Below are 23,333 nucleotides of genomic sequence, written 5' to 3'. Positions count from 1 at the left end.
TCCCGGGTCAGACGGCGTGGCCGGACAGTGCCGCGGCGACGTCGCTCGTGTCGTCGATCACCTCGGCGAGCTTCTCGCGCAGCGCGGCGATGAGGCGGAAGACGTTCGCCGAGGCGACGGGGTTCGAGGGGAAGCGGGCGGAGAAGAACAGGCCCGTGTGCGAGCGACTGATCCAGATGTACAGTTCGTCGCCCGCAGTGCACTCCGAGCGCAGTACCGCGGCGTTCTGCTCGGCCCACGCGTCGGCGCCCGGTACGTACCGCACGTCGACGTAGCTGAGCACGTAGCGCGGCGCCGGAAGGCCGCGGCCCGTGCGGTTCTCGATGATCGACGACAGGTGCGGGTAGGGGATCGGCACCACGTCGCGATGACGGCGCAGCGCGTCCGCGACCGACCCGAGGAGCTCGCTGAGCGCGGAGGTGGCGGGCAGCGCGACGTCCACGGGCATCAGGCCGACGAACCAGCCGGCAGACGTGGCCCATCGCTCCTCCGAGCGGGTGTGCATCGGCATGACGAAACGCACGTGCTCGCGCCCGGTCAGCGCGGCCTCGGCACGCGCGAAGGCGCCGACCACCCCGTTGCCGGCCTTGCCGCCGGCGGCCTTGCACGCCGCGTCGAACGCGGCGGTGCGCTCGGCGTCGAGCAGCTGAAGCGAGAGGCTGGACTGGAACACCCGGAGGTTCGGACGGTCCGGGTGCTCGGTGAGCGGCAACCCGAAGCGGGGCGAGTCCCCGTCGTCGGCCGCGAGGTAATCGAGCCACGTCCGGACCGCCGGGTGCTCGAAGTCGATGTGCTCGAACCGCTCCCGCTCCAGCGAGCAGAAGTCGAGGAAGCTGCCGGACGGCGGCAGCTCCGCCGGACGGCCCGCGAGCTCGGCGCGGTAGAGGGACGTGAGCTCGCTGATCGCGAGGACCTGGGTGTAGGCGTCCATCACCGAGTGGTCCGCGCCGAAGACGACGGTGAATCCGGGCCGCCCCGGGTCGTCGACGGTGGCGAGGACGCAGTGCGGCCACCGGGACGGCGTGATGGTGGCGTCGAAGTAGTTCTTGAGGTGCTGGTACACCCTCAGCGAGGTGTGCAGCTCGCCCACCGGCTGCGCGGTGAAGTCGATCGACTCGGGCGGCGTCGTGGTACGTACCAGGGTGCCGTCGTCCGTGCGGGAGATCAGGCTGCGGAAGGCCTCGTGGCGGGCGAACCAGCGGTTGAGGGCGCGGCGCAGCACGTCGGGGTCCAGGTTCTCGGCGATCTGCCACACCCCGCCGATCCACTCGCCGGGCCGCACGACAGCGCTGCTGTGGAGCGCTGCGCGCCGCACGTGATCGGCCTGATTGTGGCTCGGCGGCCGGTGGTCTACGCGCCATCCGGTGTCCGGATCGACGACCACGGGGATCCACTCGGTGACGTGGCCGGTCGTGAGCGGGTAGTCGGCCAGTTCGGTGTACTCCACGGTGCTCCTCCTCGATGTGGTGGGTGATGGTGCGTCGGATCAGGCGGCCGCGCCCACGGTGAGCAGGTGCCGGGCCTCCTGCACGACCCGCTGCAGGATCGGATCCAGCGGGCCGCCGGGCGTCTCGGGGCGGCCGCGCAGTTCCACCGACAGCCGGCCGGCGAAGACGGAGAGCACGTACGAGACCGCGTGCTGCGCGGGATCGCTCCGCTGCGAATGGAAGTCGAGTACCGCGATCCCCGCGGGAACCGCCGGGACGGGGACGGTGCCCAGGTCGTCGATCCGGCCGGCCGGCGCGTCGGCACGGCCGATCAGCTCGTCGATCAGGTCGATGAGCGGGATCGCCCGTGCCCGAGCGCAATCGATCAGTCCGGCGGTTTCCGCCGCATCGAAGCGCACGCGGCGGGCATCGTCGGCGCGCGTGCGTCCGCGCTCCCGCGGCTCCCGCCCGGCGGCTGCGGCCAGGCGCTGCGGCTCGGTGGGGAGACCGAAGGTCCGTGCGCCCGTCGGGCGGTGCACGAGCGGCCGGGCGCCGCCCGCCAGTGCGGCGTAGAACTCGAACAGCCGCGCCGCCGGAGCGATTACGCCGACGGGGGCGGCCGCGACACGGCCGATCCACAGAGTGAGGCGGCTCTCGTCGCCGATCCCGGTGAGCGACAGGGCCGAGAGCTGCTCGGAGCCGACGAACTCCGGGGGCGCCTGGGTGAAACCGCCCCACGGTGCCGCCGCATCGCGGAAGCCGATGGCCGCGGCGACCGCCGGATCGCCAGGGGCGAACCGGAATCGATCGCGCTCCGCGATCATCCGGGCGGCGAAGGCGGGGTACTCCTCCAGCAGGGCCGCGTACGCCGCGCGGAGCGCGGTGACGTCGACCCGGCCGTGCAGGGCGAACGAGCATCCGTCCGCCCCGCGGATCGCGGAGGGCGGTACCGGCGCCCCCGGGGCGGCGAACGGGCGGATCGGCGTGGTCATGGCAATGACGCTAAAACGAGGTTGATTCCGTTCGCGAGCCAAACGAGTAGTGTCGATCGTCACTGCCCGAGACTCTTGACCCCGGTTGCGTTAAACCGGCGAACGGAACGAAGTGGACGTTCCCGCAGCTTGAACAGTGTAAAAAATTGAAGCTTCGAGTGTGGATGCCAGCTGGGGAAACGTGCCGATTCCGCCGTGTTAACGCGATGCTAACGTGATTCGGTGATCGAATCTTATGATGTCGGACACATCGCGACCGCGAAGATCACCCGCCGGCGGTCCAGAGCGCGATCACGTCGACGCCCAGGCTCGTCAGAAGGTCGCGCGTGAGCGGGAGGGAGATCCCGATGACCGAGCTGGGATCGCCGTCGATCCCCTCGATGAACCAACCGCCGAGCCCGTCCAGGGTGAACGCGCCGGCCACCTGGAGCGGTTCCCCGGTCGCGACGTACGCCTCGATCTCCGCGTCCGACGGTGCGCCGAACCGCAGCGTCGTCGCTCCGGTCCCGACCGCCTCGCCGGCCACGGCGCCGTCGTCGAGGAGGACCGCGCAGTGACCGGTCAGGAGGCGGCCCGTGCGCCCGCGCATCGCGCGCCAGCGCGCCGCCGCGACGTCGGGGGTGTGCGGCTTGCCGACGAGCTCGCCGTCGATGGACAGCATCGAGTCGCAGCCGATCACGACGGCGCGGCCGGGGACGGCACCGTCGGACACGATGCGGGAGACGACGTCCCGGGCCTTCGCCCGGGCCAGCTCGGTGACCGAATCCTCATGCGTGGCTCCCGGACCCAGGGCGGCGAGGACCGCGTCCTCATCGACCTGCGAAACCGATACCAGCGGGGAGGTGCCGGCCGCGCGCAGCACCGACAGCCGCGCCGGGGAGGCCGACGCGAGCACGAGGCGCACGGGAGCGGGGATCAGGACCCCTTGGTCCAGAACAGGGGGTCTGGCTGGTGAACGCGTTGGGGCCGTTGAAGTACTGCGGCCGCATCCGGTCGCGGTTGTCGCCCCACAGCGACTTCGGCGCCGTGCCCGGCTGCGGCGCGGAGCCGCTCGCGGCGGCCAGCACCGCGACCACCGCGGCGACGTCCGCGTCGGACGGGTTGCCCTTCTCGAACCGGATGGCGGCGCGGAGCTTCTCGACGTCGGCCGCGCTGGGCTCGACCGGCTTCTGCTCGCCGGTCACAGCGGGATGTTCCCGTGCTTGCGGGGCAGGGTGGCGACCACCTTGCGCTCGAGCATGTTCAGCGCCGTGACGATCTGGCCACGCGTGTGCGACGGCAGGACCACGGCGTCGACGTAGCCGCGCTCGGCCGCCACGTACGGGTTCACCAGCGTGTCCTCGTACTCCTGCTGGAGCTTCAGGCGCAGCGCGTCCACGTCCTCGCCGTTCTCGGCGGCCGCGGCCAGCTCCTTGCGGTACACGAAGCCGACCGCGCCCGACGCGCCCATCACGGCGAACTGGGCCGTGGGCCACGCGAGGTTGATGTCGGCGCCCATGTCCTTGCTGCCCATCACGCAGTACGCGCCGCCGTAGGCCTTGCGGGTGACCACGGTGATCTTCGGGACCGTGGCCTCGCCGTAGGCGTAGAGCAGCTTCGCGCCGCGCCGGATGATGCCGTCGTACTCCTGGCCGGTGCCGGGCAGGAAACCGGGCACGTCGACCAGCGTGACGATGGGGATGTTGAAGGCGTCGCAGAAGCGCACGAAGCGGGCGGCCTTCTCCGAGGCGTCGATGTCGAGGCAGCCGGCCAGCTGGGTGGGCTGGTTGGCCACCAGGCCCACGCTGCGGCCGTCGATGCGGCCGAAGCCGACGATGATGTTCATCGCGCGCTGCGGCTGGATCTCGAGGAACTCGTCGTCGTCGAGCAGGCGGCGGATGACCTCGTGCATGTCGTACGGCTGGTTCGGCGAGTCCGGGATCAGGGTGTCGAGCTCGCGGTCCTCGTCGGTGAGCGAGTCCTCGATCGAGCCGGTGAGCGGGTCGGTCGGGACGAAGCGCGGGGCCTCGGCGCGGTTGTTCGACGGCAGGTAGGTGAGCAGCTCGCGGACGTAGTCCAGCGCGTCCTGCTCGCCCGAGGCGACGTAGTGCGCCGTGCCGGACTTGGTCATGTGGGTCTGGGCGCCGCCCAGCTCCTCCTTCGAGACCTCCTCGCCGGTGACGGACTTGATGACGTCCGGGCCGGTGATGAACATCTGGCTCTCGTGGTCCACCATCACCACGAAGTCCGTCAGCGCGGGGAGTAGACGTGGCCGCCGGCGGCCGCGCCCATCACCACGGAGATCTGCGGGATGACGCCCGAGGCCTGCGTGTTGCGCATGAAGATCTGGGAGTACAGGGCGAGCGAGACCACGCCCTCCTGGATGCGCGCGCCGGCACCGTCGATGATGCCGACCAGCGGGCGGCCGGTCTTCATCGCCAGATCCATGACCTTGACGATCTTCTCGCCGTAGACCTCGCCGAGCGAGCCGCCGAAGACGGTCGAGTCCTGGCTGAAGACGCACACCTCGCGGCCGTCGATGGTGCCGTAGCCGGCCACCACGCCGTCGCCGACGGGGCGCCGCGCCGCCATGCCGAAGTTGGTCGAGCGGTGCTGCGCCAACTTGTCGAGCTCCACGAAGGAGCCCTCGTCGAGCAGTGCGAGCACGCGCTCGCGAGCCGTGAGCCGGCCCTTCTCGTGCACCTTGTCGATCGCGGCCTGCCCCATCGGGGCCATGGCCTCGGCGTCCTTCGCGCGAAAGGCGGCCAGCTTGCCGGCGGTGGTGTGGATGCTGGGCTCGGCGTCAGCGGTGTTGCCGGCGCCGGCCGCGCCGTCGGTGGTGGAGGCACTCGTCATACCCCTGACTGTAACCAATAGAGTCGGCGTGAAGCCGCACTGCCCATCGATGGAGGAGGCCGTGGTGCCCCTGGATCAGATCGCGATCGCCGATGCCGTGCGCGGCACCCGCTGGCACGAGGTGTCGGTGGTGCCCAGCACCGGCTCGACCAACGCCGACCTCGCGGACGGCGTGCGGGCGGGCGACGCCCCGGGCGCGTCCTCATCGCCGACGTCCAGACCGCCGGCCGGGGCCGTCACCTGAGGCCCTGGTCCGCGCCGGCGGGGACCCAGCTGTCGGTGTCGGTGACGGTGGCCGTGCCCGCCGCGGTCGCGCCGCGCGCCGGCTGGCTCTCGCTCGTCACCGGCGTCGCGGCCGTGGCCGCGGTGCGCGAGGTCACCGGCCTGGCAGCGGGCCTGAAGTGGCCCAACGACGTGCTGCTCGACGCAGCGCCGGGCAAGCGGGGCGGCAAGACCGCCGGCATCCTCTCGGAACTCGCGACGGCGCCCGACGGTGCCCTCGTAGCCGTGATCGGGACGGGCCTGAACACCACGCTCGCCGCGGCGGACGTGCCGGTGGAGACGGCCACGTCGCTGCAGCTGGCCGGCGCCGAGGCGCCCGACCGGACCGCGCTCGCGATCGCCTACCTCCGCCACCTGGACGCGGGCCTGGGCGCCTGGACGTCCGATCCCGCGTCCGCCCGGGCCGCCTACCTCGCCGAGTGCGTCACGATCGGCCAGCGGGTCACGGTGTCGCTGCCCGCCGACGGGACGCTGGAGGGCACCGCCGTCGACGTGGACGCCGAGGGCCGCATCGTGGTCGCGGACGACGCCGGGACCCGGCACGTGCTCTCCGCCGGCGACGTCACGCACCTGCGGCCGGCCTGACCGATGGGTTTCCCGGGCAAGGCGCTGATCGACGACGAGCGCGTGCTGCTGCACACCCGGCCGCACTGGCGCCGAATGGTCGCCCCCGTGCTCGTGCTGTTCGCGGCGTGCGCCGCCGGGGGGATCGCCCTGGGCCTCATCACCAGGGTGAAGCCCGACGGTGCGCTGTCGTTCTGGCTCGTGCTCGCCGTCGTCGCCGCCTGGGTCGCCGTCGTGCTCTGGTGGACGGTGCGCCCCTGGGTGTCGTGGCGCGCGACCCACCTCGTGGTCACCGACCTGCGGATCATGTTCCGCTCGGGTATCGCGCGTCGCCGCGGGATCGACATCCCGCTGCGGCGCATCAACTCGGTCCAGTACCACCAGCGGCTCGTCGACCGGGTGCTGCGCTCGGGCGTGCTCACCGTCGAATCGGCGGGCGAGGACCCGCTCGACTTCCCGGGCGTGCCGCGCATCGCGGCGGTGCACGCGCTCGTCCTCGACGCGCTGGACGACGCCGATGACTTCACCGGACGCGACGGCGGCTCCGCGGAGTACTCTCGGCGCCCATGACCACCACCCGCGTGCTCCTGGCCGAGGACGACGAGGCGATCGCGTCGCCGTTGGCGCGGGCGCTCTCGCGCGAGGGCTACGACGTGACCGTGGCCGGCACCGGCACCGAGGCGCTGTCCCGCGCGCTCGACGAGGAGTTCGCCCTGCTCATCCTCGACCTCGGACTGCCCGAGATGGACGGGCTCGAGGTGTGCCGCGAGGTGCGCGCCGCGCGCCCCGACGTCGCCGTGTTGATGCTCACCGCGCGCACGGACGAGATGGACTTCGTCGTCGGGCTCGACGCCGGCGCCGACGACTACGTGGGCAAGCCCTTCCGCATGTTCGAGCTGATGGCCCGCACCCGAGCCCTGCTGCGGCGCAGCGCACCGGCGACCGGCGCGGCCGAGGTGCTCGACGCGGGTGGGATCCGGCTGGACGCCACCGCGCGGCGCGTCACCGTCGAGGGCGAGGACGTGAGCCTGGCCAACAAGGAGTTCGAGCTCCTCAAGTTCCTCATGGAGCACGCCGGGCGGCTGCTGTCCCGCGAGGAGATCCTCACCGAGGTGTGGGGGGATTCCGACCTGCGCGGGTCGAAGACCCTGGATATGCACATCTCCTGGTTGCGCCGCAAGATCGGCGACGACACCGGCCAGCAGCGGCGCATCGTCACCGTGCGCGGCGTGGGCTTCCGGTTCGACGCGGAGTAGCCCGGCGGTCGGTGCCGCGGCAGGGCTCAGCGGGGCTCGGGCTCGGGGCGGACGGAGCGCTCGGGCGGCACGTCCGGGTCCGCAGCGGGTAGGAAGATCGCGAACGTCGTGGGCTTGCGGCTCTGTAGTGTCAGGCGGCCACCGTCGCCCTCGATGAACGCGCGGGCGAGCGCGAGGCCCACCCCGGTCCCGTTGCCCGCGGAATAGCCGCGCCGGAAGATGCGCTGCGCGTCGGCGTCCGAGATGCCCGAGCCCTCGTCGGCGACGGTGACCAGCACGGTGCGCGCGCCGACAGATCCGAAGGTGACGGTGACGTCCCCGCGGCCGTGGGCGAGCGCGTTGTCGATCAGCACCGCGACCGCCTCGCGCAGACGGGCGGGAGTGGCGCGGGTCGGGAGCGCTGCCGACGTTCCGGGTGCGACGGTGAGCCGCCGGCCCGCCCGGGCGAACGGGGGCGCGAGGTCGGCGATGAGCGCGGTCAGCTCGGTGCGGACGTCGATCGCGTCGAGCGAGTACTTCTCGGCGCGGGCGGCCCGCACCATGTCGCCGACGGCGGACGTGAGCCGGTCCACCTGGTCGAGTGCGGCCTGCGCCTCCGAGACCACCTCCGGGTCCGGGTGCAGCGTGAGCTCGTCGAGCCGGATGTGCACCGCGGTGAGGCGGCTGCGCAGCTGGTGCGAGACGTCGCCGACGATCTGTCGCTCGCGCTGGAGCCGGTCCGAGATCTCCTCGGTGGCGGCGTCGAGAACGTCGAGGACGCGGTCGAGCTCCTCGATGCCGTGTCGGTGCGGGTCCGGCCGGAAGTCGCCGTCGGCGAGGCGCTGCGCCCGGTCGGCAACGTCCTGGACCGGGTCCGCGACGCGGCTCGCGGTCACCGCGGCGACCACGAAGCCGGCCGTGACCGACAGGGCCATCACGATGAGCTCGATGGTCAGGGCGCGGTACTGCTCGCTCCGGACCGTCGAGTAGTCCTGCTCCAGCCGCAGCACTCCGGCGTCGCCCAGGGAGGTGCCCTCGACCATCGGCCGCTCGATCGGATCCTCGGCGCCGACGGTGAGCTCGTGCGGTGTGCCGGAGGCGTCCGTGTAATTGAGCACGAGGCGCCCGCCGGACGGGACGAGCAGCCGTAGCGCGTCCACCGGGGGATCACCGACGGTGCCGGTGCGCTGCTCGTGCCCGAGGATCTCCGAGGACGCCCGCTGGAGGCGGTGCTGCAGGTCGGTGCGGGCGGTGTCGTCCAGCCAGCGCCACGTGTAGAACATCAGCGGTAGGCCCAGGAACAGGCCGGTGACGGCGACGACCGTGATCGTCGAGCGGAGAATCCGGTGCCGCACGCTGCGGTCGGTCGAGCGGCCCACGCCGCAGACGCTACCGCTCGGACGAGGCGGCCGGATCGCCCGTGGTGAGGATAGTCTCCTGCGCCGGGGCGTCGCGCTGGTCCTCGGGGAACGCCCAGCGGCGCAGCGCCCAGAACCGGAACGCCATCTGCAGCAGGTTGCCGACGATGTAGTTGAGCACGAAGTCGACCACGATCAGCGTGGTCTTCGAATCGACGTTGCGCAGGTCGAAGAAGTTGTTCGCGATGAAGATCGGCGCGGCCATGATGAGCACGCCGATGCCGGAGATCGCGAAGAAGAGCAGGGCCTCGTGGTGCTTCTCGCGGCCGCCGCGATGCTTGAAGCTCCACTCGCTGTTGAGGATGTACGACAGGATCACGGCGCAGACGCCGGAGAAGACCTTGGCGACTGTGGGCTTGTCGTCGAGCACCGTGAGAACCAGGCCGTAGAAGATGGCCAGGTCGAACACGCACGTCGTGGCGCCGACGATGGCGAACTTGATCAGCTCGTGGTGTTGCATGACGAGCCCGCGGAGGGGTGCCGGGGTGCGATCCAGAATCGCCTCGATGAAAGCCACGTGCGCCACTGTAACGGAATCCGAAATAGTACCGCGCCCAGTGTGACGCGGTCGGGTGGGGGCCGTCACGGCGCGGCGGGTGCCCGGCGGGCTACGCGGACCTGCGATTATGGACCGGTGACTGTTCCGTATCGCGGCCGTGAGCGGCCTGTGGAATCCGGCCGTGAGCGGCCTGTGGAATCCGGCCGTGAGCGGCCTGTGGAATCCGGCCCGGGGCGGCCGGTGGTGGCGATGATCGGCGGGGGACAGCTGGCCCGCATGACGCACCAGGCGGCGATCGCGCTCGGGCAGTGCCTGCGTGTGCTCGCGGCGTCACCGGACGAGCCGGCGGCCCAGGTCAGCCCCGATGTGGTGCTCGGTGACCACGACAGTCTCGCCGACCTGCGCCGCGTCGCGACCGGAGCGCACGCGGTGACCTTCGACCACGAGGGCGTGCCCTCGAGCACCTGCTCGCGCTGCAGGCCGAGGGCGTCACGGTCAACCCGCCGCCGCAGGCGCTGCTGTACGCGCAGGACAAGCTGGCGATGCGGCACCGTCTGGCCGAGCTCGGAGCGCCCGTGCCGGGCTTCGCCGAGGTGACCTCGGTCGACGACGTCCGCGCGTTCTGGGCGCGATACGACGGTGCCGTGGTCCTCAAGGCGGTGCGCGGCGGGTACGACGGCCGCGGTGTGTGGCTGCCGGACACGCTCGCCGAGGCGTTGTCGGTGGCCGAGGAGCAGTTGGTCGCCGGTGTGCAGCTGATCGCCGAGCAGCGGGTCGAGCTCTTCCGCGAGTTGTCGGCGATGGTCGCGCGGTCGCCGTTCGGGCAGGGCGCGACGTGGCCCGTGGTCGAGACCGTGCAGCGCCACGGGCAGTGCGCGGTGGTGCTGGCGCCCGCACCGGGGCTGTCCGACGAGGACGCGTCGTTCGCGGAGGCGCTCGCACTGCGCCTGGCGAAGGAGCTGGGCGTGGTGGGCGTGATGGCGGTCGAGCTGTTCCAGACCCCGTCGGGCGAGATGCTGGTCAACGAGCTCGCCATGCGCCCCCACAATTCGGGGCACTGGTCGATGGACGGCTGCGTCACCAGTCAGTTCGAGCAGCACCTGCGCGCGGTGTTGGACTACCCGCTGGGCGACACCGCGGCGCGGGCGCCGCTGACCGTCATGGCGAACGTGCTGGGGGCACCGTCGGAGCCCGCGATGAGCATGGACGAGCGGCTGCACCACCTGATGGCGCGGATGCCGGACGCGCGGGTGCACCTGTACGGGAAGCAGGGGCGGCCGGACCGGAAGATCGGGCACGTGAACCTGGTCGGTGCGCTCGACGGCGACCGGGACGACCCGGCGTACGTCGCGGAGCTGCGGGAACGGGCGGAACGGGCGGCCACCTGGCTGGCGACCGCCGAATGGACCGATGGATGGAGTGTGCATGGCTGACAACGGTGGATCGACCGGGGGACCCCGGGTCGGACTGATCATGGGCAGCGACTCGGACTGGCCGACGATGGAGGCCGCCGCCGAGGCGCTCGCCGAGTTCGGGATCCGCTTCGAGGTGGGCGTGGTCTCCGCGCACCGGACGCCACAGCGGATGCTGAACTACGCGTCGGGCGCCGCGGAGCGGGGTGTCGAGGTGATCATCGCCGGCGCCGGCGGGGCGGCGCACCTGCCGGGCATGGTCGCGTCGGCGACGCCGTTGCCCGTGATCGGCGTGCCGGTGCCGCTGAAGCACCTGGACGGCATGGACTCGCTGCTGTCGATCGTGCAGATGCCCGCCGGTATCCCGGTCGCGACGGTGTCCGTGGGCGGCGCCCGCAACGCCGGCCTGCTGGCGGTGCGGATCCTCGGCGCCGCGGATCCCGCGTTGCGCGCGCAGATGGCCGCGTTCCAGGCGGATCTGGAGCAGATGGTGCTCCGCAAGGACGACGCGCTGCGCGCGAAGCTGCTCGAGGGCTGAATCTGCCCGGTTCTCCCACCCTTTTCGCGGGAGCCTGCGGGATTCCCACCCTTTTCGCGGCAGCCCACCCCGCACGCGAGGTGTGCTGCCGCGAAACGGGTGGGACGGGCGACCTGGGGCCCTGTGGATGAGATCGACGACCCTCGATCGTGGCTTCACCCTGCTGTGGATGAACAGTGTTCATAGCCGTACGGTGCCGAGGGGTCCGTGTTCACTGGCGGCATGGGAGATTCGACCGCGAGCAGAGCTGATGGCCACCGGGTGGACCACCGACAGGCTGACCGCGGCCGTGCGCGCCGGCCGGTTGTACCGTCCGGCGCCCGGGAAGTACGCGCCGAACGTGGCGGAGACCGCTGCGGAGCGCTATCGCACGCGGGTACTCGCGACGGCGACCGGGCGCTCCGCGGTAGTCAGCCACGAGAGCGCGGCGGCGCTGCACGGGATCCCCTACCTGAGACCGACGCGCGACAAGATCCACTTCACTGTGAACCGTAGCCACGGCGGAGGGTTGCGGGGCAAGGTGCACCTGCATTCGCGACCGTTGCGCGACGACGAGATCATGGTCGTCGATGGGGTTCGCGCCACCGACCGCGCGCGCACCGCCGTGGACTGCGGGATGACCGGCGACCTCGAGCGCGCGGTCTGCGCCTTCGACGCCGTCCGGCACGTGCTGCGGTACCCGAACCCGGAGGATCCGGAACCCGTCCCGCTTGAGGAACTGCGGCTCTGCATCGATCGACTGGGGCGTCGACGTGGGGTCGCGTCCGCCCGCCTCGGGCTGGAACTGTCGGTGACCTGTAGTGGGTCGCCGGGAGAATCGTGGTCGCGGATCCAGATGCGCGGCCGGGGACTGCCGACGCCGCAGCTGCAGACCGAGCACGTGCTGGCGGGCTGCACGTTCTACACGGATTTCGAATGGGGCGGCTCCCTGGTCGGTGAGTTCGACGGCCGCGACAAGTACGGCGAGACCGATGACGAGGTCGAGGAGGCGCTCGCCGCGGAGAAGGCCCGCCAGGAACACCTCGAGGCAGCTGGATTCGAGGTGATCCGTTGGCGATGGCGGGTGTTGAACACGCCCGGTCGGCTCGAGCAGCTGCTGCTGCCGGCGATGCGTCGCCACGGCGTGGTCCGGGCGTCCGCATGACCGCGGGGCGCGCGGCGCGGGCGACACGGAGCGGAGGAACGAAGCCTCCCACCCTTTCGCGGCTACCCACCCCGCGTGCGAGGTGGGTAGCCGCGAAAAAGGTGGGAGAACCGCGAGGGGTCGCGGATCGGGTGGGAGACGTGCCGTTGTGCCGGAGGACAACGGCACCGTCGGGAAACGGTTACGAGCGACTAACTGGCGGCGGAGCCGGCATGGATACAATCAGCGGCGGACGAAACACGTAGACCCCTGATGGAGGCCGTCATGGCAGGTAACCCCGACTTCGACCTGTTCCAGCTCCCCGAGGAGCACGAGGAACTGCGCGCGGCCATCCGGGCGCTCGCGGAGCGCGACATCGCGCCGCACGCCAAGGACGTCGACGAGAAGGAGCGGTTCCCGCAGGAGGCGCTGGACGCGCTGGTCGCCAGCGGCTTCAACGCCATCCACGTGCCCGAGGAGTACGGCGGCCAGGGTGCGGACTCGGTCGCGACCTGCATCGTGATCGAGGAGGTGGCGCGCGTCTGCGGCAGCTCCTCGCTGATCCCCGCCGTGAACAAGCTCGGCACCATGGGCCTGATCCTCAACGGCTCCGAGGAGCTCAAGCAGCACGTGCTGCCGTCGCTCGCCGAGGGCGAGGCCATGGCCTCCTACGCCCTCTCCGAGCGCGAGGCCGGTTCCGACGCCGCGTCGATGCGCACCCGCGCCCGTCGCGAGGGTGACGAGTGGGTGCTCAACGGTTCCAAGTGCTGGATCACCAACGGCGGCAAGTCCACCTGGTACACGGTCATGGCCGTCACCGACCCCGAGAAGGGCGCCAACGGCATCAGCTCCTTCATCGTCCACAAGGACGATCCGGGCTTCTCCGTGACCGGCTACGAGCACAAGCTGGGCATCAAGGGCAGCCCCACCGCCGAGCTGGCGTTCGAGGAGTGCCGCATCCCCGCGATGCGCATGATCGGCGACGAGGGCACCGGCTTCAAGACCGCGCTGCAGACCCTCGACCACACCCGCCCGACCATCGGCGCGCAGGCTGTCGGCATCGCGCAGGGCGCGCTCGACGTGGCGATCGAGTACATCAAGGACCGCAAGCAGTTCGGCAAGTCCATCTCCGAGTTCCAGGGCGTCCAGTTCATGGTCGCCGACATGGCGATGCGCCTCGAGGCCGCCCGCCTCATGGTCTACACCGCGGCCGCCCGCGCCGAGCGCGGCGAGAAGAACCTCGGCTTCATCAGCTCCGCGTCGAAGTGCTTCGCCTCCGACGTCGCGATGGACGTCACCACCGACGCCGTCCAGCTGCTCGGCGGCGCCGGCTACACCCGCGATTTCCCGGTCGAGCGGATGATGCGTGACGCCAAGATCACCCAGATCTACGAGGGCACCAACCAGGTCCAGCGCCTGGTCATGTCGCGCCAGCTGCTGCGCTGAACCGTCGGCGGGCCGGTTCCAGCTCGCCGTCGATTCGATAACGATTCGCCCCCGCCCGGCCCGTGCCTAGCCTGGACCGGACGGAAGGGGCTCTCGTGCTTCGTGGGGCAGGTGTTCGCAGGTCAGCCGGTGCGACGGTGACGGTGCTCGCGCTGGGCGCGGTCCTCACGGCGTGCTTCGAGGACGGGCCGGTGACGGCACCGTCGGGCGTGAAGCTGCCGCCGGTCTCGGCGACGACCACGGCGCCATCGGGAACAGTCACCGCGACCACGACGAGCGCGCGCGGCACCTCCAGCACGAGCGTGCGCGTCACGACGTCGCGCGCGCCGAGCACGAGCGCGCGCACGGCACCGTCGTCGACGATGCTCTCGGACCTGCGGATGGGCCGGCACGACGGCTACGACCGGCTGGTGCTGCAGTTCACCGGCGACGTGCCGCCGTACACCGTGACTCGCGCGGCCGGTCCGATCACCGAGTGCGGCTCGGGGCTCGACGCGGGCGGACCGGGGAGTACCTGGTGCTCAGGATCGAGCCGATCGCCCTGTTCGACGACGACGGCAAGCCTGCCTACACCGGCGCGAACACCGTCGCCGGTCCCGGCCGGGCGATCTCGCGGGCGATCATCTCGTGCGCGTTCGAGGGACAGCTGCAGGTGGCGGTCAAGCTCACCGGCAACGACCAGCGCTACGCCGATTCCACGCTCGCCGGGCCGTCCCGGATCGTGCTCGACGTGCGGCAGTAGGTCTCAGGCCACGCGGGCGGTCGCCTTCTCGACGGTGAACTTGTCCGTCAGCGTCGCCGGGTCCGGATTCGACACGTGGATGACCGAGGCCGACGCGGCGAACGGGGCGAGCAGGCCGTCGTACAGGTCGTCGACGGTGCGCCACTCGCGCGTCGAGAGCACCCGGTCGCCCGCGGCGTAGCCGGCGGAGGCGGACAGGGCGGTGCTCCGGGCGACCACGATCTCGGCGGAGTCCCCGGCGAGCACCGGCAGATCCGCGCCGGCTCCGCCGGGAGTGAACGCGTCGGGGTGCACGCGGACCTCGGTGGTGTAGTCGTCGATGCCCGGCGGGAGATCGCGGACGGCCAGGCCAAAGGCGTCGAGGCCCACGGCGAGGATCTCGTCGGCGTCGCCGGCCTCGTCGATCCGGTCCGGGGCGCAGAAGTTCACGTCGCCGGGCTCGCCGAACCGCACTTCGCAGCCCGCCCACCAGGCGCCGAACAGGATCCCCGCGGTCTGCCAGTGCGCGGGCAGGAGCACCCCGACGGGGTCGCCCGGGCCCAGGCCGTACTGGTCGCGCAGCAGGTTCCCGCACTTCGCGGCCCAGTTTCCCAGCGTGATCGCCGACAGGCCCATGCGGGCACCGGCTCGATTCGGCCCGCTCGCTTCGCTCCCGGCGCCGTAGGCGTCGTCGTACCAGGTGAAGCGAGGCGCGGCGGGCTCGGCCTCGACGATCGGCACCAGTAGCCGATCGGTCACCGTCAGTCCACGCACGGGACGCCTCCGTTCTGCTCGGCGGTGAAGCCGGGGCGGTTGAGGAGCGAGCTGATCCGGGCCGCCTCCTCGGGGTCGAGGGCCTCGGTCATGCCGGGCGGGATCGACTTCGTCGTGGTGGTCGTCGCCGCGTCGGAGCCGGAGTAGTTCGCGGAGCCGGGACCGGAGTAACCGTCCTGCAGCAGGACCTTGACGTGGCCCGCCTCGACCGACGTGCTCGCGACCACCGGGATTCCGCCGAGCAGCGCGGCGACGGCCTTGGCGCCCTGGTCGTTCGACGAGCTGGCCAGCACGGCGCTCTGACTGCTGAGCCCGGCCTCGCCGGTGGTCGCGTTGCTCGTGCCGCCCTTGGCGAAGCCCTTCCCGGCGAGGAAGGAGGAGACGCCGCCCGCGAGGCCCGTGGTGGAGCCCGCGTTCACCACGTCGACGGTGTACGACCCGCGGTCGACCGACGGCACGGACGCGGAGGACGGCGTGGCCTTCTTGGTCTTGGTGTTCGGGTCCTCGCCCAGCAGGCCGGACACGTACGCCTGCACCTGCTTCGGGTCGACGACCACCACGGACTGCATGCCGTCGTCGCTCCAGCCGTCGTCGCGGACCACGGGCACGGTCGAGAACTTGATGTTGCCCGCCGACAGGTTCGCGAGCTCCTTCGCGAAGTTCATCACGTCCCAGTCGCTGTCGAGCGTGACCGACGTGGTGAGCGCGTTCTGCAGCTGGCTGAGCTTGTTCGGGCTCGTGAGCGTGCCGGTCGAGAGCACTTTGCTCGCGAGTGAGGCCATGAACACCTGCTGGCGCGTCACGCGGTCCAGGTCGCCGCGGGGAAGTCCGTGCCGCTGCCGGACGAAGCTCAGCGCCTGCGGGCCCTTGAGGGTCTGCTTGCCCGCCTTGAAGCGGGCGCCCGAGAACGAATCGTTGACGGGCCGCTTGAGGCACACCTCGACGCCGCCCACGGCGTCGGTGAGGCGCGAGAACCCGACGAGGCCGATCTCGGCGTATCTGTCGACCGAGACGCCGGTGAGGTCGGCGACGGTGTCGATGAGCGCCTTGCGGCCCTCCTCGTTCCCCCGGTGCACCGCCTCCTTCTCGTCGACGCCCTCCTCCATGAGTTTGTCCCGGGTCACGTTGGCCGCGCCGGCGAACGCCGAGTTGATCTTGCCCTTGCCCTGGTCGGGGATGGCGACGTACGCGTCGCGCGGGATGGAGATCGCGGTGGCCGACTTCCCGTCGTTGGGGATGCGGATCAGGATGATGGTGTCGGTGTTCAGCGTGCCGTCGTCGAAGCCCGCGTTGAGCCGCGCGAGCTCCTGCTTGGTGAGCGGATTGCCCTTGGCGTCGGTGCGCGAGTCGGTGCCGACGAGCAGGATGTCGGTCGCGCCGTCGGGCTTGGCGGCCAGCGTCGGGCCGCGCTCGATGTCGCCCGCGAACCGCGACCACCAGAACCAGGCGACACCTGTCACCACCAGCACGATCGCCGTGAGCAGTGCGATGGCGGCCTTGCCGCTGCGCTCCACGCGCTCGCGGGTGTCGGCCGAGAGGTCCGCCGCGCGGGGACCTGCCGGGACCGGACCTTCGGCTCACCGTCGGCGACGCCCTCGTTCTCCGCCCGGACGCTCCGGCGCGGCGCGCCGGAGTTGCGGGAATGCCGCGCCCCACGGCGATTCGGGCTGTCGGCCACCACCACTCCTTCTCGACGGAAAACATCGCGTTCTCACGGGCCGACTGCTCCGGCCGCGCTCGATCACATCCCCATAACGGTACCGACCGAACCTGGCGAGGTACGCAGACGTGGCCGTCGCGTACGGTTCGCGGTGTGGACGTGGTGGTCACCGGCGCGGCCGGGCAGCTCGGATCGGCCCTGGTCGCGGCGGCTCGCGAGCGGGGTATCGAGGCCCGCGGGCTGCGTCGCGCCGACCTCGACGTGACTTCGCCACACGCCGTCGCGGGCCTCGATCTGGGGCCGCGAACGGTGCTGATCAACTGCGCCGCGCACACCGCCGTCGACGCGGCCGAGTCCGCGCCGCAGGCCGCCGGGGCCCTCAACGCGCTCGCCCCCGGCTTGCTGGCCCGACGGTGCGCCGCCACCGGCGCCCGGCTGGTGCAGGTCTCGACGGACTACGTGTTCGGCACCGCCCCGGTGCCGCCGCGGCCGTGGGAGCCGGGCGACCCGACCGGCCCGGCGAGCGTCTACGGGCGCACCAAGCTCGACGGCGAGCGGGCGGCGCTCGCGGAGGATCCGCGCACCGTCGTCGTGCGGACCGCCTGGGTGTACACCGGTCGGCGTCCCGCGCCGGGCGGCGCGGGCGGCGCTAACGGCGCTAACGGCGCGGGCGGCGTCGGGTGGGCGCCGGACTTCGTGGGGACGATGGGGCGGCTCGCCGGGCAGGGCGTGGATCCGAAGGTGGTCGACGACCAGACCGGCTCGCCCACCTATGCGCCGGACCTGGCCGCGGGCCTGCTGGACCTGGCCGAGCTGCTGGGCGTCGATCCCACGCGACCCGGAGGGGTGCTGCACGCGGCGGGCGGCGGCGCGGCCTCGTGGTTCGACGTGGCCCGTGGCGTCTTCGAGCGGGTGGGCGCGGATCCCGGGCGGGTCTCGCCGTGTACGACCGCGGAGTTCCCGCGGCCCGCGCCGCGGCCGGCGTACTCGGTGCTCTCGTCGCGGGCGTGGGTGGACGCGGGCCTGCGGCCGCTGCCGGATTGGCGGGACGCGCTGGACCGGGCGCTCGGCGCACCCCGGGGAACCGACCGGTAACCTGTGCGCGTGCCCGGAACCGACGAGACGACCGCAGTGCCCCCTGCCACGCTGGCCGTGATCACCGTCACCTACTCGCCGGGTGAGCACCTGGAGAACTTCCTGACCAGCATCGACGGTGCGTTCTCGGGGCGGCGCCGCGCGTGCTGATGGCCGACAACGGGTCGGTCGACGGTGCGCCGGAGGCGGCCGAGCGGGCCCACCCGCAGGCCGAGCTGCTGCGCACCGGAGCGAATCTGGGATACGGCGGGGCGATCAACTTCGCCGCCGCGCGGCTGGGGCTGGACGGCGCCGACGCGCCCGACTACCTGCTGATCAGCAATCCCGACGTGGTGTTCGGGGCCGGCGCGATCGACGAGCTGATCGCCGCGGCAGAGCGGCACCCCGACGCGGGCTCGCTGGGGCCGCTGATCCGCGACCCGGACGGCACCGTCTACCCGTCCGCGCGGCGGGTGCCGAGCATGCGGTTCGGGATCGGGCACGCGCTGCTCGGCTCCGTGTGGAAGTCGAATCCGTGGACGCGCGCCTACCAGCAGGCCGAGGCGGACCTGTCGGAGCGTGAGGCGGGCTGGCTCAGCGGGTCGTGCCTGCTGGTGCGGCCGAAGGCGTTCGAGTCGATCGGCGGCTTCGACGACCGGTACTTCATGTACATGGAGGACGTCGACTTCGGTGACCGGCTCGCCCGGGCGGGCTGGCGCAACGTGTACGTTCCGTCGGCGGGCATCGTGCACGCCAAGGGGCACGCGGCGGGGAAGGTGCCGGAGCTGATGCTCCCGGCGCACCACGATTCCGCGTACCGGTTCTTCGCCGACCGGCACCCCGGTCCGGCGGCGGCGCCGCTCCGCGCGGCGATGAAGGTGGGGCTGGCCGCGCGATCGCGGGTCAGCGTGTTCGCGGCGGTGCGCGCCCGGCGCACGTCCGATGAGGGGGAATGATGAACTCGATCGAACCTGATGCCGCCGTGGAGCTCGGCGACGTCGAGGCCGTGATCCTGGTGGGCGGCAAGGGCACTCGCCTGCGACCGCTCACTCTCTCGGCGCCCAAGCCGATGCTGCCGACGGCGGGCAAGCCCTTCCTCACGCACCTGCTCTCCCGCATCCGTGACGCCGGCATCCGCCGGGTGGTGCTGGGCACCTCGTTCAAGGCGGAGGTGTTCGAGGAGTACTTCGGCGACGGTTCCGAACTGGGACTGGAGCTTTCGTACGTGGTGGAGACCGAGCCGCTGGGAACGGGCGGTGGCATCCGCAACGTGCTGTCAGCGCTGCGCGCCGAGAACGTGCTCGTGTTCAACGGGGACGTGTTGGGCGGCTCGGACATCCGCGCCGTCGTCCGGACGCACCGCGAGAAGGACGCCGACGTCACGATGCACCTCGTGCGCGTGGCAGACCCGCGCGCCTTCGGGTGCGTGCCGACCGACGGCGACGGGCGCGTGACGGCGTTCCTGGAGAAGACCCAGGATCCCCCGACCGACCAGATCAACGCCGGCTGTTACGTGTTCAAGCGGTCCGTGATCGAGGAGATCCCCTCCGGGCGCCCGGTCTCCGTGGAGCGCGAGGTGTTCCCGAAGCTGCTCAACGACGGCCGCAAGCTGTACGGGCACGTGGACTACGGGTACTGGCGCGACATGGGCACGCCGGAGGACTTCGTCGCCGGCAGCTCGGATCTCGTGCGGGGATCGCGCCGTCGGCGGCGCTCGACGGCACCCGCGGCGAGTGCCTGATCCACCCGGGCGCGTCGGTGGCGCCCGGGGCGCTGGTGATCGGCGGGTCCGTGGTGGGCCGCGGTGCCGAGATCGGCGCGGGCGCACGGCTCGACGGTGCCGTGGTCTTCGACGGGGTGCGGGTCGAGGCCGGGGCGATCGTGGAACGGTCCATCATCGGCTTCGGCGCGCACATCGGGCCGCGGGCCCGGATCCGCGAGGCGGTGATCGGCGACGGTGCCTCGGTGGGCGCGCGGTGCGAGCTGCTGCACGGCGCGCGGGTGTGGCCCGGTGTTCAGCTGCCGGACGGCGGCGTGCGGTTCTCGACGGACGTATAGGAGTTTTCGGTGGCTGAGTTCCTGCGATACGTGGCGATCGGGGATTCGTTCACCGAGGGCGTGGGCGATCCCGATCCGACGGGGACGCACGAGTACCGCGGATGGTCCGACCGGGTGGCCGAGGTGATGGCCGCGCGGTCAGCGGATTTCGGCTACGCGAACCTGGCGATCCGCGGGAAGAAGATGGATCAGATCGTCGCCGAACAGCTCGATCCGTGCCTGGAGCTGCGGCCGGATCTGGTGACCGTGTACGCCGGGGCGAACGACCTGATCCGGCCGTCGGTGGACGTGGACGCGGTGGTCTCCGCCTACGACGCGATGCTGGGGCGGCTGGCGGAATCCGGTGCCACGGTGGTGGTCTGGACCGCGGCCGACACGCACGGCAGCGGCATCTTCGGCGCGCTCCGCGGGCGGTTCGCCATCTACAACGAGCTGGTGCGCGAGATCGCCGCCGACCGTGGGCTGCTGCTGCTCGACTACTGGCGGATGAAGGAGTACCGGGACCTGCGGATGTGGGAGTTCGACCGCATCCACATGTCCGTGCCGGGGCACCTGCGGATGGCGATCGAGGTGCTGGACGTGCTGGGTGTGCCGCATTCGCTGTCCGTGCCGGATCTCGGTCCCGCGCCGTTGATCACGCCGGCCGAGGACCGGGAGATCAAGCGCCGCTGGCGCCGCGAGTTCGCGTATCCCTGGATCTCCCGCCGCGTGCGCGGCATCTCGACCGGCGACGGCCTGCCGCCGAAGTACCCGACGTTGATGCGGCCGGTGGGTGCACCCGCGGGCGGGGCGTCGGAGGTCTGAGGCCGGGGCGGAGGGCCGTGGCGCGGCGCGAGTGACAGGCGTTCGGCAGCAGCACTCTCCGATTCTGTCCGCGGCGGACCGTCGGATAGCGTGGCGGGAGTGGAGATCCCGGCAGAGCTCGAGGCGCAGCGGCGACTGGGCCCGGACTGGGCGGCGTGGTTCGACCGGTTACCGAAGCTGCGCGATCAGCTGCTGTCCGACTGGGGCCTGACGCCGTCGGGCGAGGCGATGTTCGGGTTCACGTCGCTGGTCGTGCCGGTGCGGGGTCCGGACGGCGAGGCGATGCTCAAGATCGCGTTCGACGGTGCCGAGGAGCTCGAGCACGAGCACCTCGCCCTGCAGTACTGGGGCGGCGACGGTGCCGTGCGTCTGTACCGCGCCGACCCCGCGCGGCGCGCGATGCTGCTGGAGAAGCTGGGGGACCGCGACCTCACCGGGGAGTGGGACCTGGCCGCGTGCGAGATCGTCGCGGGGTTCTACGCCCGGCTGCACAAACCGGCCCCGGGGCGGCTGCGGCCGCTCACCGGCATCCTGACCCGATGGCTCGACGCGCTGGAGGCGGACCGTCGGGATGTGCCCGTGCCGCCCCGGCTGATCGACCTGGCCCTCGCCCGCGGCCGGGCGTTCGTCGGCGACCCGGAGTCCGTCGGGCGGATCATCCACGGCGACCTGCATTATGAGAACGTGCTCGCGGCCGATCGCGAGCCGTGGCTCGTGATCGACCCGCAGCCGATGTCCGGCGACCCGCACTACGAGGTGGCGCCGCTGCTCTGGAACCGCTGGGAGGAGATGGACGGCTACCTGCGCGAATCCATCCAGCGGCGGTTCTTCACCGTGGTCGAGGCCGCCGGGTTCGACGAGGACCGCGCCCGCGACTGGGTGACCGTGCGGATGGTGCTCAACGCGCACTGGGCGGTGGAGGACGCGAAGCGTGTCGACCGCGCGCTGGATGTCGGCGAGCGGGACTGGATCACCCGCTGCATCAGCGTGGCCAAAGCGGTCCAGCGGTAGCGGCTGACCTAGCGCGAGATGAGCGGCCAAACTAGCATGCAACATGCGGCCAAACTAGCGTCAGTAGTGCGGCCAAGCTAGCGCAGAGGGGTGGCGAGACCATGAACAATCACTCTCCCATTGGACGAATCTTGCCTCGTCACGGCACTCGCATCGTGGAGGAGGCACTTGCCGACACGCGCGTGGTTCTGGTCAACGGTGCGCGGCAGTGTGGGAAGAGCACACTCGTCACTCGCGTCGGGGCGGATCGGCCGTCGGTCTGGCGCAACCTCGATCGGTCATCGACTAGGCGGGCCGCAGAGTTCGACCCGACGTCTTTCGTCGACGAGCCGGACTTGCTGATCATCGACGAGGTGCAGCGGGTTCCCGAACTGTTTCTCGCGATCAAGGAATCGGTGGACGGGGATCCCCGGCCCGGGCGATTCCTGCTGTCGGGGTCGGCTAGGTGCTCGGCCTCCGGGGGCTGCCGGACGCGCTACCCGGGCGAATGGAGACGATCGAGTTGTGGCCGCTCTCGCAGGGGGAGATCGACGAGAGGTCGGACGGCTTCGTCGACGCGGTGTTCGCAGCGGGCGCCGAGTTGCGCCACGAAAGCGGTGAGAACCGGCGCGGGTACATCGACAGGGTCGTCCGCGGCGGCTTTCCCGAGTCGGTCGCGCGGACCGGCCGCAGACGGCAGGCGTTCCTCGACAACTACCTCGCCGACCTGGTCAATCGCGACGTCATGCAACTGTCGGAGATCGAGCACGGGCCGCAGATGCGCGCCCTCATCAGGCTGCTCGCCGCGCGCTCCGGTCAGCTCCTCGTCCCCGGGAACCTGGCGCGGTCGCTCGGCCTGCCGCAGAGCACCGTCGACCGGTACGTGGGCCTGCTCGAGGAGGTGTTCCTGATCAAGCGGATTCCGGCCTGGTCGAGGAACCTGTCCGCGCGGGCGGTGTCCACCGCGAAGGGCGCGATGGTCGACGCGGGGATCGCGGCGAACGTCCTCGGCCAGGACGAGGCGGCGCTGGCACGACCCGACAGTCCGCTCGGGGGACTCCTCGAAGGCTTCGTAGCGATGGAGATCGCACGGCAACTCACCTGGTCGGAGACGCGCGCCGAGCTGTTCCACTACAGGACTAAGGACCAGGTCGAGGTGGACATCGTGCTCGAGGACAGGCAGGGCCGTGTCGTGGCTATCGACGTCAAAGCGGCTGCCACCGCCCGCTCCGACGACTTCCGCGGCATCGACCACCTGGCCCGTCGTCTCGGTGACGACCTGCTGGTGGGGATCGTGCTGTACACGGGTACGGAGACCTTGTCGTTCGGCGAGCGCAAGCTCGCCGTCCCGGTGAGCGCCCTGTGGGAGCTCGGCGGGGAGGCTACGCCCACTCCGATTGCTAGTGGATTCAGCAGGAAAACCGCAGGTGAACGTAGCCGAAACCGCTAGCAATACGCAGCGGGAGGTGAGGGCACCGTCG

At 71.4% G+C, this 23,333-nt stretch carries 20 protein-coding genes and 5 pseudogenes; 16 read left to right on the top strand and 9 right to left on the bottom strand.

Features of this window, described 5'->3' with window-relative positions; genetic code table 11:
• Positions 1-7 precede the first annotated feature (7 nt).
• The 5 genes and pseudogenes from MTP03_RS17145 to MTP03_RS17125 form a co-directional block, all read right to left on the bottom strand.
• On the bottom strand, positions 8-1,447 hold the full coding sequence (locus tag MTP03_RS17145) for a condensation domain-containing protein (protein ID WP_248489254.1): 1,440 nt from the start codon (positions 1,445-1,447) through the stop codon (positions 8-10).
• A 39-nt stretch (positions 1,448-1,486) separates the two neighbouring features.
• The gene (locus MTP03_RS17140; RefSeq protein ID WP_248489253.1) at positions 1,487-2,419 is read right to left on the bottom strand and encodes a hypothetical protein; all 933 of its coding nucleotides are present in this window, start codon (positions 2,417-2,419) and stop codon (positions 1,487-1,489) included.
• A gap of 265 nt (positions 2,420-2,684) precedes the next feature.
• On the bottom strand, positions 2,685-3,314 hold the full coding sequence (locus tag MTP03_RS17135; RefSeq protein WP_248489252.1) for a nucleoside triphosphate pyrophosphatase: 630 nt from the start codon (positions 3,312-3,314) through the stop codon (positions 2,685-2,687).
• Positions 3,229-3,603 (bottom strand): acyl-CoA carboxylase epsilon subunit, encoded by a 375-nt coding sequence (locus MTP03_RS17130; RefSeq protein WP_248489251.1) that lies wholly within the window; start codon positions 3,601-3,603, stop codon positions 3,229-3,231. Before MTP03_RS17130 ends, MTP03_RS17135 begins: the two co-directional genes overlap by 86 nt.
• Positions 3,600-5,254: pseudogene (locus MTP03_RS17125) on the bottom strand (acyl-CoA carboxylase subunit beta). Before MTP03_RS17125 ends, MTP03_RS17130 begins: the two are co-directional and overlap by 4 nt.
• A gap of 64 nt (positions 5,255-5,318) precedes the next feature.
• On the opposite strand from MTP03_RS17125, the gene MTP03_RS17120 reads away from it, so the two are divergent.
• Genes MTP03_RS17120 through MTP03_RS17105 form a run of 4 tightly spaced genes read left to right on the top strand, consistent with a single transcriptional unit; the run spans position 5,319 to position 7,356 of the window.
• A complete protein-coding gene (locus MTP03_RS17120; RefSeq protein ID WP_248489250.1) occupies positions 5,319-5,498 on the top strand; it encodes a hypothetical protein in 180 nt (59 codons plus the stop codon).
• On the top strand, positions 5,459-6,121 hold the full coding sequence (locus MTP03_RS17115; protein ID WP_371820988.1) for a biotin--[acetyl-CoA-carboxylase] ligase: 663 nt from the start codon (positions 5,459-5,461) through the stop codon (positions 6,119-6,121). The genes MTP03_RS17120 and MTP03_RS17115 overlap by 40 nt, the downstream gene beginning before the upstream one ends.
• A gap of 3 nt (positions 6,122-6,124) precedes the next feature.
• Positions 6,125-6,670, top strand: a complete 546-nt coding sequence (locus tag MTP03_RS17110) for a PH domain-containing protein (protein WP_248489249.1) — start codon at positions 6,125-6,127, stop codon at positions 6,668-6,670.
• On the top strand, positions 6,667-7,356 hold the full coding sequence (locus MTP03_RS17105; RefSeq protein WP_248489248.1) for a response regulator transcription factor: 690 nt from the start codon (positions 6,667-6,669) through the stop codon (positions 7,354-7,356). The genes MTP03_RS17110 and MTP03_RS17105 overlap by 4 nt, the downstream gene beginning before the upstream one ends.
• 26 nt (positions 7,357-7,382) lie before the next feature.
• On the opposite strand, the gene MTP03_RS17100 is transcribed toward MTP03_RS17105, so the two are convergent.
• Both MTP03_RS17100 and MTP03_RS17095 read right to left on the bottom strand, forming a co-directional pair.
• Positions 7,383-8,690: a HAMP domain-containing sensor histidine kinase gene (locus tag MTP03_RS17100; RefSeq protein WP_248492269.1), complete on the bottom strand. Its 1,308-nt coding sequence runs from the start codon at positions 8,688-8,690 to the stop codon at positions 7,383-7,385.
• Between the two features lie 34 nt (positions 8,691-8,724).
• Complete coding sequence (locus MTP03_RS17095; protein ID WP_248489247.1) at positions 8,725-9,270, bottom strand: GtrA family protein; 546 nt, start codon at positions 9,268-9,270, stop codon at positions 8,725-8,727.
• A 231-nt stretch (positions 9,271-9,501) separates the two neighbouring features.
• On the opposite strand from MTP03_RS17095, the pseudogene MTP03_RS17090 reads away from it, so the two are divergent.
• From MTP03_RS17090 to MTP03_RS17070, 5 genes and pseudogenes are all read left to right on the top strand, one after another.
• Positions 9,502-10,685: pseudogene (locus tag MTP03_RS17090) on the top strand (5-(carboxyamino)imidazole ribonucleotide synthase).
• Positions 10,678-11,202 carry a 5-(carboxyamino)imidazole ribonucleotide mutase gene (gene purE, locus MTP03_RS17085; protein WP_248489246.1) on the top strand — a complete coding sequence of 175 codons (525 nt, stop codon included), beginning with the start codon at positions 10,678-10,680 and terminating at the stop codon, positions 11,200-11,202. The pseudogene MTP03_RS17090 and the gene purE overlap by 8 nt, the downstream one beginning before the upstream one ends.
• Positions 11,203-11,452: 250 nt before the next feature.
• Positions 11,453-12,346: a hypothetical protein gene (locus MTP03_RS17080; RefSeq protein WP_248489245.1), complete on the top strand. Its 894-nt coding sequence runs from the start codon at positions 11,453-11,455 to the stop codon at positions 12,344-12,346.
• 264 nt (positions 12,347-12,610) lie between these two features.
• Entirely contained in the window at positions 12,611-13,771 is a 1,161-nt protein-coding gene (locus MTP03_RS17075) for an acyl-CoA dehydrogenase (protein WP_248489244.1), read from the top strand.
• A gap of 517 nt (positions 13,772-14,288) precedes the next feature.
• Positions 14,289-14,513, top strand: coding sequence for a hypothetical protein (locus MTP03_RS17070; protein WP_248489243.1), 225 nt, complete (start codon positions 14,289-14,291; stop codon positions 14,511-14,513).
• A gap of 3 nt (positions 14,514-14,516) precedes the next feature.
• Here MTP03_RS17070 and MTP03_RS17065 read toward each other — a convergent pair whose 3' ends face one another.
• Positions 14,517-15,266, bottom strand: coding sequence for a TIGR03089 family protein (locus MTP03_RS17065; RefSeq protein ID WP_248489242.1), 750 nt, complete (start codon positions 15,264-15,266; stop codon positions 14,517-14,519).
• Entirely contained in the window at positions 15,254-16,780 is a 1,527-nt protein-coding gene (locus tag MTP03_RS17060) for an LCP family protein (RefSeq protein WP_248489241.1), read from the bottom strand. Before MTP03_RS17060 ends, MTP03_RS17065 begins: the two co-directional genes overlap by 13 nt.
• Before the next feature lie 299 nt (positions 16,781-17,079).
• Here MTP03_RS17060 and rfbD point away from each other — a divergent pair, with 299 nt between their 5' ends.
• The 7 genes and pseudogenes from rfbD to MTP03_RS17030 all read left to right on the top strand — a co-directional run bounded on the left by rfbD (position 17,080) and on the right by MTP03_RS17030 (position 23,302).
• The gene (gene rfbD, locus MTP03_RS17055; protein ID WP_371820793.1) at positions 17,080-18,021 is read left to right on the top strand and encodes a dTDP-4-dehydrorhamnose reductase; all 942 of its coding nucleotides are present in this window, start codon (positions 17,080-17,082) and stop codon (positions 18,019-18,021) included.
• 9 nt (positions 18,022-18,030) lie between these two features.
• Positions 18,031-18,956, top strand: a pseudogene (locus MTP03_RS17050) (glycosyltransferase).
• Positions 18,956-20,058: pseudogene (locus MTP03_RS17045) on the top strand (sugar phosphate nucleotidyltransferase). Before MTP03_RS17050 ends, MTP03_RS17045 begins: the two co-directional pseudogenes overlap by 1 nt.
• Before the next feature lie 9 nt (positions 20,059-20,067).
• Positions 20,068-20,862, top strand: coding sequence for an SGNH/GDSL hydrolase family protein (locus MTP03_RS17040; protein ID WP_248489240.1), 795 nt, complete (start codon positions 20,068-20,070; stop codon positions 20,860-20,862).
• A gap of 99 nt (positions 20,863-20,961) precedes the next feature.
• Positions 20,962-21,873 (top strand): aminoglycoside phosphotransferase family protein, encoded by a 912-nt coding sequence (locus MTP03_RS17035; RefSeq protein ID WP_248489239.1) that lies wholly within the window; start codon positions 20,962-20,964, stop codon positions 21,871-21,873.
• A gap of 101 nt (positions 21,874-21,974) precedes the next feature.
• Positions 21,975-22,304: pseudogene (locus tag MTP03_RS23980) on the top strand (AAA family ATPase); the annotation flags it as partial.
• 14 nt (positions 22,305-22,318) lie between these two features.
• A complete protein-coding gene (locus MTP03_RS17030; RefSeq protein WP_248489238.1) occupies positions 22,319-23,302 on the top strand; it encodes an ATP-binding protein in 984 nt (327 codons plus the stop codon).
• Positions 23,303-23,333 lie beyond the last annotated feature (31 nt).

The sequence above is a fragment of the Tsukamurella sp. PLM1 genome, from assembly GCF_023168325.1.
GTDB lineage: Bacteria > Actinomycetota > Actinomycetes > Mycobacteriales > Mycobacteriaceae > Tsukamurella.
The sequence above is the reverse complement of the archived record's forward strand: the minus strand, read 5'-3'. Positions and strand labels throughout refer to the sequence as shown.

Bases quoted from the DNA above. Each gene is read 5' to 3' on its own strand.
- MTP03_RS17110 (WP_248489249.1), top strand. From the start codon at position 6,125: ATGGGTTTCCCGGGCAAGGCGCTGATCGACGACGAGCGCGTGCTGCTG.
- MTP03_RS17080 (WP_248489245.1), top strand. From the start codon at position 11,453: ATGGCCACCGGGTGGACCACCGACAGGCTGACCGCGGCCGTGCGCGCC.
- purE (WP_248489246.1), top strand. From the start codon at position 10,678: ATGGCTGACAACGGTGGATCGACCGGGGGACCCCGGGTCGGACTGATC.
- MTP03_RS17075 (WP_248489244.1), top strand. From the start codon at position 12,611: ATGGCAGGTAACCCCGACTTCGACCTGTTCCAGCTCCCCGAGGAGCAC.
- MTP03_RS17140 (WP_248489253.1), bottom strand. From the start codon at position 2,419: ATGACCACGCCGATCCGCCCGTTCGCCGCCCCGGGGGCGCCGGTACCG.
- MTP03_RS17105 (WP_248489248.1), top strand. From the start codon at position 6,667: ATGACCACCACCCGCGTGCTCCTGGCCGAGGACGACGAGGCGATCGCG.